Genomic DNA, 13257 nt, shown 5'->3' with positions numbered 1-13257 from the left:
ATAGTACCTATATTTATTTAAGATATACTATATGTTGAGTTGGACTTTGTATTTATGCTAATATGAAAAATCCTCAAATATATAAATAATTAAAAATTTTTATATAATTTTTTAGAGAAATATGAAACTGATTTTTGTGTGAGATATATTGGTTTATTTTAATAGTTAAATTTAATCAGTGTGGTGTATTTGATGACTGTGTAATAAAATTATCAAATGATTTGATGGAGGAATTATACATGAAAAATAATACAACAAAAAGAATTGTAAGAACAGCAGTTATTGCAGCATTATATGCAGTGTTTACACTAGTTCTTGCTCCAATGAGTTATGGAAATGTACAATTTAGAATTTCAGAAATAATGGTTTTATTGGCCTTTTTTGATCCATTTTATATAGGAGGACTTACATTAGGGTGTTTTATAGCTAATATATTAGGACCTAATGGAATTGTTGACGCTATATTTGGAACAATAGCTACATTTGTAAGTGTGTATGCAATATCATTAACAGGAAGAATTATAAAAAATGATAGAATAGCTCTTGCAATAGCCTCTCTTTGGCCTACCATATTTAATGGAATTATAATAGGATGGGAACTTAATTATTTATGCCAATTGCCATTAATTTTATCAATACTTGAAGTTGCAGCAGGAGAAATTGTTGTTGTTTCAGTAATTGGAGTTCCAGTCATGACTCTTATAAAAGAAAAATATAGTAAAGTTTTAGCAGAAAGTCATGCAAAATGTTAATAGAATTTATTTAATACTCAAAGTTTTCATGATTGATTTCAGAAAATATGTTTAAAGTTCAACTTTAATAAATTAAGAATAAAAGCCCTGATATAATGATAAAAAATCTTATATCAGGGTTTTCTCAATTTTCTAGTTACATAAAATATCAACTATTTAAGAAAAACATTAAATAAGATATAATGTAGTTAGAATAACAAGTATTAAATAGAAAATTTATATGATATTAGTATGGGGATTTTTATAGAAATGTACTATTTTGTATGAAGTATCAGGGAGGACATAGTAATGAATAAGAGCAAAGTAAAAAAGCTAAACACATTAGTTCAGACTAAATTTTTAAGTATGTATGAAGCTGAATATGAAAATAGAATTGGAAATAAAAAGTCATGGATGATTGCAACAAGAAAAGATAAGGATTTTTTAGAAAAAAAATTTTTTGAACATGCAAAAGATGATAATGATGCAGTTGTGATTGCAGCTCTTCATAAGCCATCAAATAAACTTGTGATAGTAAGACAATTTAGAGTTCCAGTGAACGATTTTGTATATGAAATGACAGCAGGCCTTATTGATGAAGGAGAAGATTTTAAAGATTCAGTTAAGAGAGAGCTTAAGGAAGAGACTGGGCTTGATTTAAAAGAAATAAAAGCTGAAAGAGGAAGATTATATCTTTCACCTGGAATGACAGATGAATGTGTTAATTTAGTATATTGTATATGTGAAGGTGAATTGAGTAATGAAAATATGGAAGAAGATGAATGTATAGAACCATTACTTGTTTCAGTAGATGATGCAAAAAAACTTATAAAAAGTAATGTAAATATGGATATAAAGTGTTATATGATGCTACAGAATTTTATTATATTTGGAGATAGATTATTTGACAATATATAATTAAATTTAGAATATTACAAAACAAAAAGGATTATAGATGATCTCCACTTCATCTATAATCCTTTTTGTTTTGTAATATAAAAAATATCATTTCATATTACATTTATGATTAATATATTACTAAATTGTAAATAAAATTACCTTTATTATAATTTATTGCTTATAATATAGCAAAGCAAAAAGTAGGCTGAAATTTAGAATGAAATTACTAAACCAATCTAGTTTACTTGTGTTTTACAGTGTAGATTAATTATATCATTATACAACGATATATACAAGTACAAAATAAACAAATATGTATACAAGTATATATATTTGTTTATTTTGCACTGTATCAATAACAATGAAATGGTGGATTCTGCTGATAAAGTTTGGAATTGAATGAATAAAATGATATAATTAGTATAATATGAAGAAAAAATCACACAATTAATTTTGATTGTCAATGTATAATGAATTGGGGGCATAAATATTGGTTACAGATTTTGAAAAAATAAAAAGAGGAAGTTTAATGATAAGTTCTTTATGTATTTATACACATCTTAAAGAAGATGTAGTATTGAATAAATATAAAGATTTATTAGGATATTTAAATGAGGAGAAAATTGAACTTGGAACTGCTGTACATTATTACAATGACTTTATATTTGAGCTTTTAAGACAGTCAGATGGAAGTTCACTCAAAAAGTATATAATAGACAAGATATTTTTAGATAATAACTCTTTTACAAAAATGATAGATACAAATGATTTCAGCAATGAGTACATAATTAAACAAGTTAAATATGAATTAAAGGCATTAGAATATATATGCAGTATAACTTCGGAAGATATAAAAGAAATTATTTTGTATAAGACAAAAGCTATAGATTTTGAAGATGAACTTATAAGAAATCTTATGGATTTTGAAGTAGATACAAACAAAGAATATGCTTCATATAAAGCTATTGACAAGCTTAAATTGAGCATATTAAATTGTGATGGATGGGGAGAATCCCTAGATAACATAATTGAATTTTATAAACAGTATGGTACAGGAATTTTTGGAGAATATAGAGCCTTCATATGGGAAAATGAAGATGGAAAATGTTATTTAAGAGGCATTAAATCACCAGATCCAATCAGACTTGAAGAACTTGTAGGATATGAATATCAAAAGAAACAGATAATAGAGAACACAAAACAGTTTCTTGAAGGATATAATGCAAATAATCTTTTACTATATGGACAGAGAGGAACTGGTAAATCTTCAACAGTAAAAGCAATAATAAATGAATTTTATAAAGAAGGTTTAAGACTTATAGAAGTAGATAAGGAAAAACTTGTTGATTTTACGAAGATAATAAGAATACTTAAAAATAAAAATCTTAAATTTATAATATTTGTTGATGATCTTGTATTTGAAGATGGTGATCCAAGTTATTCTGCACTTAAGACAATTCTTGAAGGTGGAGTTGAAAACAAGTCAAATAACATATTGATATATGCTACTACCAATAGAAAACATTTAATAAAAGAAACATTTAGTGAAAGAGGAGACGAAATTCATGCAATGGATAGTGTGGAAGAAAAACTTTCACTTTCAGATAGATTTGGTATTACAGTATCATTCTATTCACCAGATCAAAAGGAATATCTTGCAATTATAGATGGTCTTGCAAAGGCTAGAGGCATAGATGCAGATATAGAATATCTTCATGCTGAGGCGTTGAAATGGACAAGACAACAAAATTCACGTTCACCAAGGACTGCAAGACAGTTTATGAACTGGTTTGAAGCTTCTTTAAATTCAAGTAATTCCCAGGAATAAGTGTTTATTAATGAGAAACACTATATTTAAAGGAGATGATGAAGTTGTCTAAAAGTAAAAAAGAAAAGTTAATACAAACTGATGGAAGCTTTTCGAACAATAAAGTCAAGTCATATATGGAAAAAGAAGACTTAAAAAATAAAAATATGGTGTCCAGAGGAAAGGATATTACATTTAATAAACTTTGATTTGGATGTTTTAAGGCATTGAAGCGTAATTATAATACACTAAAAAGATATATAAACTTATATGATTATAATGTAACACTAAAATAAAATTTAAAGCGTATAAATGATTTATATGATGATTACTTCATTTTTGCATTATGTAGGGAAAAAGGAAATTTCAATCATTGTCCGAGATGAAATTTCCTTTTTATTTTATGTTTTGAAATTTATAAATTATTATCTATTATAGGAAAATATATCTTGTATAAATTATATTTTATTTATGGTAAAATAATGAACTGTTATGACTAATAACTAGAAATACAATAACTAAAGATAAAGAATAAAAAGAGGTAAATTTGTGAAAAGAAGATATATTAAGAAGATTATGATTATGGCTCTTACAGGCAGTACTATTTTAAATTTAAACACAGAATGTGTACAGGCGGTTTGGAAACAAGATTTAAATAATAAATGGAACTGGATTGAAAATGGAATTAAGGCTACAGGCTGGAGGCTTATAAATAGACAATGGTATTATTTTTTCAGTAATGGGGATATGGCTACAGGCTGGCTGAAAGATGGAACCAGATGGTATTATTTAAATTCAGATGGAAAAATGGAAACAGGCTGGAAGCTTATAAATGGAAAATGGTATTATTTTTTTGGTGATGGAAATATGGCTGTAGGTTGGCTGAAAAATGGAATTGACTGGTATTATTTAAATCAAAATGGAGCAATGGTAACAGGATGGTTAAAAGATGGTGAAAAATGGTATTATTTAAATTCTAGCGGCAGAATGGTAACAGGCTGGATTGAGCTAAATGGAAAGAAATATTATTTAGAATCGAGTGGGGCAATGGTTACTGGAAAAGTGAATATAGCTGGAAAGGAATATGTTTTCGGATCAGATGGAGCATTTAATGGATCTGCTTCAGTTATAAATCCTCCAACTTTTGAGAAAGAAGATGCCTCTGGAAATATAAATGAAGAAAAGAAAACAGGTTATGTAGTTACAGATTCCAGTCCATTAAACATGAGAAAAGAACCTTCACAAAGTTCGGCAATAATTGCATCCATTCCTAAAAATAGTAAGGTAATTGTAATCGGGAATAAAATTAATAATTTTTATAAAATTGAGTATAACAATAAAACAGGCTATGCCAGCAGTACATGGATAAGTTTTACTAAACCGTCATCTTCAACAGGAAGCAGTAATGGAAACACTTCACTTGGATCAATAAGAACGACTGGTCCTGAAAAAAATAATAAATACTACTATTCTAATGATAATATATTTTATAAAGCAAAATTATCACCACCATTCACAAGCAGCAGCGGAAGTCCTATTATAGGAAATTGTACATGGTATGCTTACGGAAGAATATGGGAATTGACTGGGCATATACCTTATGATGCTGGCTTTACAGGAAATGCATATGAATGGTGGAATGCAAATATAAGAAGTGGAAAATATAAATACGGAAGCACACCTAAAACAGGTGCACTTGCAGTGTGGAAATCTTCTCTTCCTAATTCAGGTGGATGTGGTCATGTAGCTATTGTTGAAAAAATAGATAATAGTAAAGTATACATATCTGAATCATCTTGGCATGGATCATATTTTAGATATAGGGAGATATATGATAAAAATTATCTGCATGGATATATATATATTGATGAACCTAATTTTTAATAAATTATTTTTAGTTTTCATATAAATAAAATGTTAAGTTACTGTTTTATTTATATAAATATAAAATAATTTATAATACATTAAAGCTGACATATTTCATTAATACAGAAAAATGTCAGCTTTATATTATTTTAAATTATCTATTTTTTAAATAGTTCTTATGAATACTGTTGAAAAAGAATTGTGTAATTTCTTCATCTATAATATTATTTTTATTATTCACATATTTATTCATATCAAGTACTTTGCATGCTGCTTTTTTGATATGAGAATTATTTATGTGTGAATTTAAATCAGAAGCTTTTTTAAAAGATTTTATAGTATCAAAATTGCAAATGATTTTATTATCTTCTTTGATTAGTGATGTTTTTATATTGTTTTTGTATTTTATATACATATATTTCATATAAATCCTCCCAATTAATATTATATAAACATTAATATCTTATTTTATCTATATGATATTAATGTTTATATAATGTACAATATGTGAAAATAAATATAATTATTTGACGTTTTAAAGGTAACAATATATATGGGATTCATGAATATGTATATGAAGGAGGATTCATTTGATGATTTCCAGATGATATATGGTATATTTAATTATGAATATTATGAAAAAACTGTCATTGAAGGTGGACATTTCGTTTAAATTAGAATTGATGTGTCTTTAAAATTCAAAGATGTTTGTGAAATAAAGGATGAACTTTAAGCAGATAGATAGGATAGGCATTATTGTATTAAAAGCTATATACAAAAATGAAAGGAACAAAAAAATAAATGATGAAGGGTAAAAAATATATTTACTCTTCATCATAATATATTATACATATTTTTCTATAGCTTGTATTACTCCAGATTCCTTGTTGCTTTTTGCAATAAAATTTCCATACTTTTTCATATCTTCATTAGCATTTTCCATAACAAAACTGTAATGAGCCTTTTTAAGCATTTCTACATCATTATAAAAATCACCAAATACCATTGTTTCATCATAAGAAATGTTATAAGCTTCTTGTATTTCAGCAAGGGCTGTACCTTTATTTACATCCTTACCATTTATATCAACCCATAATTGACCAGATACTACAACTTTATTATCGTCTCCAAAAATAGGATTTAAAATTTTATATGAATTTTCTGCTGATCCAGATAAATCTAATATGGCAATTTTGAAAATATTATCATTTACATCATATAAGTTATTAACAATATGTTTTTGAATATAATATTTATCAATTTCCTTAAGGTATTTATCATCACATGGCATATGATACGCACCATTTATTCCGCATAATATTATAACAATATTTTCAATATTTTCACATGCTTTTATAACATTAAATACAACTTCTTTTTTTAATCCATTTATAACAGGTTCTTTATCCTTTAGTACAACATAAGATCCATTATCACAGATATAATCAAGATAATCACTTTCAGGACTGAAATTTTCTCTTAAAGTAGGATATGGTCTGCCACTAGCAGCAACGAATTTAATATCTTTTTCTTTCAATTTTTCAAGTGTCTCAAAAAATTTTTCTGGTAGTTTTCCATTTTCATCAAGAAGAGTTCCATCCATATCTGTAGCTATTAATTTTATCATTTACAGTTCACCTCTCATAAAATTTTAAATTAAATATATGTTGCAATTGACACAATTTATAATGAAACTTTTACAAGATTTCTTTAATTATTAGAACATATATAATATCTTTAATAATAATTATATTATAAAGAGTAATTTAAATCAAGACGAAATAATAAATAATGATAATAAATAATAATAATCTATGATATAATTAAAAGAGTAATATAATGAAAATACAAACCAGTTAATGCATATAAATAACAATATGAGAGGAGTAGAATTAATGTTTCTTGAAGAAAGATATTCTAAAATAATAGAACTTGTGAATAAGAATGGCAGGGTAACAGTAAAAGATCTGGCAAAAGGTTTTGAGGTTAGTGAAGACTGTATAAGAAAAGATTTAAGAGAACTTGAAAATAGAAATGAGCTGAAACGTGTTTATGGTGGTGCAATTATAAATAGAAATCATAATGATATAAGACCAATTGATGAAAGAAAAGAAATAAATAAAGATATAAAAGATAAAATTGCTCAAAATGCATTTAAACTAATAGAAAATGAAGATATAGTATTTCTTGATGTTTCAACAATAAATATTGAAATAGCAAAAGAATTAAATAAAAGCATGAAAAAAGTTACTGTTGTTACAAATATGATAGAAGTTGTAGCTGAACTTAAAAAATCACATAATATAAAAGTAATAATAGTGGGAGGTGAATTTAATACTGATGTGGGCGCTATAATTGGAGCAGCGGCAGACAGATATATAAAAAAATTCACATATGATAAATGTTTTATAGGTGTGTGTGGAATCAATAAGGAAAGTGGATATATAAGTACAATAAATTTAGAAGATGGAAATACCAAAAAGACCATAATAGAATGTTCTAATAAAAGTTATCTTGTTATGGAAGATGAAAAATTCAATTATGATGAATTTTATAAATTTGCAAAAATTACCGATATTACAGGAATCATAACTGAAAATAGTATAGATAGATATACATTATAATAATATGCGAAAATATTTTTTATAATCAATAATGATTATTAATTAAAAGAAAATATTAAATTCTTTTCCAAAAAGCTCTATTATTGAAAATTTTTAATTATACAAAAGAAAAAGAGGTAAAATTGATATGAGAAAAATGAAAACTATGGACGGTAATACAGCTGCCGCTTATATATCATATGCATTTACAGAAGTAGCTGCAATTTATCCTATTACACCATCATCACCAATGGCAGAACATGTTGATGAATGGGCAGCTAAAGGAACAAAAAACATATTTGGGCATCCAGTTAAAGTTGTGGAAATGCAATCAGAAGCAGGAGCAGCAGGAGCAGTTCACGGTTCACTACAAGCAGGTGTTTTAACAACAACTTATACAGCATCACAAGGATTGCTTTTAATGATGCCAAACATGTATAAAATTGCAGGGGAAAGACTTCCTGGTGTTATTCATGTAGCAGCAAGAGCTCTTGCAACTTCATCATTAAATATATTTGGAGATCATCAGGATGTTATGTCTGCACGTTCCACTGGATATGCTATGCTTGCAGAAGGTTCAGTACAAGAAGTTATGGATTTAGCACCTGTTGCACACCTTGCAGCATTAAAGTGCAGAATGCCGTTTATGAACTTTTTTGATGGATTCAGAACTTCTCACGAAATTCAAAAGATTGAAGTTTTAGAATATGATGAATTAGCAACATTAATTGATAGAAATGCCCTTGAAAACTTCAGAAACAATGCTTTAAATCCTAATAATCCTGTAACAAGAGGAACAGCTCAAAATCCTGATATTTATTTCCAGACAAGAGAAGCTGTTAACAAGTTCTATGATGATATTCCAGCAGTTGTTGAAGAATATATGAATGAGATAACTAAATTAACAGGACGAGAATATCACTGTTTTGATTACTATGGAGCGGAAGATGCAGAAAACATTATAATTGCTATGGGTTCAGTTATAGATGTAATTGAAGAAACAGTTGATTACTTAAATGCAAATGGAGAAAAAACAGGTTTAGTTAAAGTAAGACTTTACAGACCATTCTCAATGGAAAAATTATTAAAAGTCATACCTTTATCTGTTAAGAAGATAGCTGTTTTAGATAGAACAAAAGAACCAGGATCAATTGGTGAACCATTATACTTAGATGTATTAAGAACTTATTCTGGCAAAGCTAATGCACCACAAATAATAGGTGGAAGATTTGGTTTAGGGTCAAAAGATCCAACACCATCACATATTGCAGGTGTATTCGAAAATTTAAAGAAAGAAAAACCAAAAAACGGATTTACAGTAGGTATTGTAGATGATGTTACAAATACTTCATTAGATGTAGTTGAAATTGATGCTGCAAAACCAGGTACAACAGCATGTAAATTCTGGGGATTAGGATCAGATGGAACTGTTGGTGCTAATAAAAATGCAATCAAGATAATTGGAGATCATACAGATATGTATGCTCAAGGTTATTTCCATTACGATTCTAAGAAATCAGGGGGTATAACAGTATCACATTTAAGATTCGGAAAAGAGCAGATAAAATCTCCTTACTTAATAGATAAGGCTGATTTCATTGCATGTCATAATCAAGCCTATGTTTATAAATATAATGTACTTGCTGGATTAAAGAAAAATGGTAAATTCCTATTAAATACAATTTGGTCACCAGAAGAAGTAGATGCTAAGCTTCCAGCTGAAATGAAAAGATATATTGCAAAAAATAATATTGAATTTTATACATTAAATGCTGTTAAGATAGCCCAGGAAATAGGTCTTGGCGGAAGAATCAACATGATAATGCAGTCTGCATTCTTTAAAATAGCTAACATAATTCCATTAGAAGATGCTGTTAAATATTTAAAAGATGCTGTAGTTAAATCATACGGCAAAAAAGGTGAAAAAGTTGTAAACATGAACTATGATGCAATAGATACTGGTATAAATTCTATAGTAAAAATAGATGTTCCAGATTTATGGAAGAATGCAGAAGATGAAAAAGATAGTGATAACAATGCTAAAGAAATTCCAGCATTCATCAAAGATATCGTAGTTCCAATGAACAGACAAGAAGGTGACAGCATCCCTGTATCTACATTCTTAAGAGAAGGAATGGATAATGGTACATTTATGCATGGTACTTCAGCTTATGAAAAGAGAGGTATTGCAGTTAATGTTCCAGAATGGGATAAGGATAAATGTATCCAATGTAATCAATGTTCATTTGTATGTCCACATGCTGCAATAAGACCATTCTTGTTAAATGAAGAAGAAACTAAGAATGCACCAGAAAGTGTTAAATTAGTACCAGCTAAAGCATTAAAGAGTGAAGAACCATTAAATTACAGTATAGGAATTACACCGCTTGACTGTACTGGATGTGGAAACTGTGCAGCTGCTTGTCCAGCACCAGGAAAGGCTCTTGTAATGAAACCTCAAAATACTCAAGAAGCTCAGATTGAAGCTTGGGATTATACAATAGAAAAAGTTAAAAACAAGAACCCAATGAATAAGAATACAGTAAAGGGAAGTCAGTTTGAACAGCCATTATTAGAATACAGCGGAGCTTGTGCAGGATGTGGAGAAACTCCATATGCTAAACTTGTTACTCAATTATTTGGTGATAGAATGATGATTGCTAATGCAACTGGATGTTCATCTATCTGGGGAGCATCAGCACCAGCAAGTTCATACACTAAAAATCAAGAAGGACATGGTCCAGCATGGGCTAACAGTTTATTTGAAGATAATGCTGAATTTGGTCTTGGAATGCAGTTTGGTGTTGAAGCTATAAGAGATAGAATTGAAGCTAATGCTAAAAAAGCAATTGAAACAGGAGTTTCAGAAAATACTAAAGCAGTTCTTGAAGACTGGATAGAATATAAAAATTCTGGTGAAGCTACAAGATTAAGAGCTGAAAGGGTTATAGAAGTATTAGAAAATGAAAATAATGAATTCGCTAAAGCTATCTTAGAAGATAAAGATTTCTTAATGAAGAGATCTCAATGGATCTTTGGAGGAGATGGATGGGCTTATGACATTGGATACGGTGGACTTGACCATGTATTAGCATCTGGAGAAAACGTAAATGTATTAGTATTTGATACAGAAATATACTCCAATACTGGTGGTCAATCTTCAAAATCTACTCCAACAGCTGCAATAGCTAAATTTGCTGCAAGTGGTAAGAAAACCAAGAAGAAAGATTTAGGTATGATGGCTATGAGCTATGGATATGTATATGTTGCTCAAATTGCTATGGGTGCTGATAAGAACCAGGCTCTTAAAGCTATAGCGGAGGCTGAAAACTATGATGGACCATCATTAATAATAGCTTATGCACCATGTATAAGCCATGGAATCAAAGTTGGAATGGTTGATACTCAGGCAGTGGAAAAAAGAGTAGTTGAGTGTGGGTACTGGAATCTTTATAGATACAATCCAGCACTAAAGGGAACTAAGAATCCATTTACACTAGATTCTAAAGAACCAAAAGCTGATTTCAGAGAATTCTTAATGAGTGAAGTTAGATATGCTTCTCTTGCTAAAGCATTCCCAGAACAAGCTGAAGAATTGTTTGCTAAGACTGAAACTGATGCTATGGAAAGATTAGCTGTATATAAGAGATTAGCAGCTCAAAAATAAAAAATTAAAAGAATGTGGTTGTAATATCACATTCTTTTAATTTTATATAATATAATTAGAATGTGATAAACTTGATACCATCTTTAATAATATTACAAATTTATATTCGTTAATTTTACTGTGAAAAAATTCGAAAAATGTTGAAAAAATAAAATTTTCATCATATAATTATGTTATATGATAATATATAATAAAAAACATATTTTACCATAAATAGTTTTAATGATTTTTATTGTTTATAAATGGTATATATTGGTTCGATGAGGGGGATTTAAGTATGAAGGATATAAAAATTTTAATTGTAGATGATTCACCATTTCAAATTGCACTACTAAGTGATGCGTTAGAAGAAAAAGGATTCGAAGTTGTTGGACAAGCTACTTGTTTGGAAGAAGTTAAAAGCGAAATGAAAAAATGTAAACCTGATCTTGTTACAATGGATATAACAATTCCAGGAACTGATGGATTTGAATGTACTAAAATAATTCATGAAATAGATCCTAATATAAAAGTTATCATTGTAAGTTCTATGATGGATGAAGAACTTATATTAAAAGCTAAAAAGCTTGGAATAAGTGGATACATTCAAAAACCAGTAGATAATGAAGAATTAATTCTTCTTATAAACAGAGTAATGGCTGATGAAGATTTATTTACTGAATTAAAAAATCTTTATGTGGATGTTTATAAAGAAGCGTGCCTTAATGTGTTTAATCGTCTTACAAAAACCATTCCTGAATTTACAAATGATACATTTGTAAGTGAGGAAAAAGTAAGTGCAGGAATATCGATTGTAATGGGTATTATAGGAAAGTATAGTGGAAGACTTATTATGGATATGTCTTATGAAACAGCAGCAAACTTGGCAAAGACCCTTCTTAAAAGAGAACCAAAAAATAACGATGAAATATTAAATGTTATTTCTGAAGTGACAAATATGTTTGCTGGAAATGGATGTTCAATATTAAATAAGAAAAATAAAATTTTTGGATTAAGAGTAGCACCGCCTACAACAATCCATGGAGATTCGGTAAATATTTCCAAAGCAGAACTTGAATGTGATTTTGGGACTGATATAAAGAGTCAGTTTGGAGATATTTCCTTAAATATAGGTTTTAAAAGAGGTGAAAGTGAATGGATGTCAAACATATAAATCCAGTTATAGAATCAGTTACAACTATCATGCCTCAATTAGGTTTTGCTCAAGTTTCTAAAAAAGGAATAAGTCTTAAAGGCAAAAATATAAAAAGTCCTGGAGTTGTAATAGTAATAGGACTTATAGGGGATGTTAAAGGAAACATAATATATGGATTATCTATAGATGATGCAAAAAAAGTTGCATCACAGATGATGATGGGCATGCCAGTTGATGATTTTAATGAAATGGCGCAAAGTGCTATCTCTGAACTTGTTAATATGCTTACAGCTAATGTTGCTACAAACTATTCGAAAAATGGAATAAATGTTGATATATCTACCCCAACTCTTGTTCAAGGAGAATTTATAGCAAATGCAAGCACTGATAAAGTTATTTGTATAGAAATGAATGTAAATGAAATTGATCTCCAAGTTAATATTTCTTTAAATTGATACATAATAAATTGTTGAATTTGAGAAAATTTAAATATATTTCTATTAATACCATAGTTAACCTGGAATATAATAAATGACAAAGAAGACTTG

Annotated in this window: 11 protein-coding genes; 9 read left to right on the top strand and 2 right to left on the bottom strand. The window is 28.4% G+C overall.

Going from position 1 to position 13257, the window contains the following annotated elements; genetic code table 11:
* The first annotated feature begins 239 nt into the window (after positions 1 to 239).
* From Q0F58_RS13240 to Q0F58_RS13220, 5 genes are all read left to right on the top strand, one after another.
* On the top strand, positions 240 to 752 hold the full coding sequence (locus Q0F58_RS13240; RefSeq protein ID WP_294377388.1) for a QueT transporter family protein: 513 nt from the start codon (positions 240 to 242) through the stop codon (positions 750 to 752).
* A 288-nt stretch (positions 753 to 1040) separates the two neighbouring features.
* Positions 1041 to 1649: an NUDIX hydrolase gene (locus tag Q0F58_RS13235; RefSeq protein WP_294377386.1), complete on the top strand. Its 609-nt coding sequence runs from the start codon at positions 1041 to 1043 to the stop codon at positions 1647 to 1649.
* A 472-nt stretch (positions 1650 to 2121) separates the two neighbouring features.
* Positions 2122 to 3459: an ATP-binding protein gene (locus tag Q0F58_RS13230; RefSeq protein ID WP_294377384.1), complete on the top strand. Its 1338-nt coding sequence runs from the start codon at positions 2122 to 2124 to the stop codon at positions 3457 to 3459.
* A gap of 44 nt (positions 3460 to 3503) precedes the next feature.
* Complete coding sequence (locus Q0F58_RS13225; RefSeq protein WP_294377383.1) at positions 3504 to 3647, top strand: hypothetical protein; 144 nt, start codon at positions 3504 to 3506, stop codon at positions 3645 to 3647.
* 340 nt (positions 3648 to 3987) lie between these two features.
* Positions 3988 to 5322 carry a CHAP domain-containing protein gene (locus Q0F58_RS13220; protein ID WP_294377382.1) on the top strand — a complete coding sequence of 445 codons (1335 nt, stop codon included), beginning with the start codon at positions 3988 to 3990 and terminating at the stop codon, positions 5320 to 5322.
* 136 nt (positions 5323 to 5458) lie between these two features.
* Here the strand turns inward: Q0F58_RS13220 and Q0F58_RS13215 are convergent, their stop codons facing one another.
* The gene (locus Q0F58_RS13215) at positions 5459 to 5728 is read right to left on the bottom strand and encodes a hypothetical protein (RefSeq protein ID WP_294377381.1); all 270 of its coding nucleotides are present in this window, start codon (positions 5726 to 5728) and stop codon (positions 5459 to 5461) included.
* A gap of 420 nt (positions 5729 to 6148) precedes the next feature.
* Positions 6149 to 6931 carry an HAD family hydrolase gene (locus Q0F58_RS13210; RefSeq protein ID WP_294377380.1) on the bottom strand — a complete coding sequence of 261 codons (783 nt, stop codon included), beginning with the start codon at positions 6929 to 6931 and terminating at the stop codon, positions 6149 to 6151.
* A gap of 268 nt (positions 6932 to 7199) precedes the next feature.
* Between Q0F58_RS13210 and Q0F58_RS13205 the strand changes: the two genes are divergently transcribed.
* The 4 genes from Q0F58_RS13205 (at position 7200) to Q0F58_RS13190 (ending at position 13164) form a co-directional block, all read left to right on the top strand.
* Entirely contained in the window at positions 7200 to 7928 is a 729-nt protein-coding gene (locus Q0F58_RS13205; protein ID WP_294377379.1) for a DeoR/GlpR family DNA-binding transcription regulator, read from the top strand.
* A gap of 127 nt (positions 7929 to 8055) precedes the next feature.
* A complete protein-coding gene (gene nifJ / locus Q0F58_RS13200) occupies positions 8056 to 11574 on the top strand; it encodes a pyruvate:ferredoxin (flavodoxin) oxidoreductase (RefSeq protein WP_294377378.1) in 3519 nt (1172 codons plus the stop codon).
* Between the two features lie 277 nt (positions 11575 to 11851).
* Entirely contained in the window at positions 11852 to 12727 is an 876-nt protein-coding gene (locus Q0F58_RS13195) for a response regulator (RefSeq protein WP_294377377.1), read from the top strand.
* Entirely contained in the window at positions 12709 to 13164 is a 456-nt protein-coding gene (locus Q0F58_RS13190; protein ID WP_294377375.1) for a chemotaxis protein CheX, read from the top strand. Before Q0F58_RS13195 ends, Q0F58_RS13190 begins: the two co-directional genes overlap by 19 nt.
* The last annotated feature ends 93 nt before the right edge of the window (positions 13165 to 13257 follow it).

The organism is uncultured Clostridium sp., from assembly GCF_934754915.1.
Taxonomy (GTDB): Bacteria; Bacillota; Clostridia; order Clostridiales; family Clostridiaceae; genus Clostridium.
The sequence above is the reverse complement of the archived record's forward strand: the minus strand, read 5'-3'. Positions and strand labels throughout refer to the sequence as shown.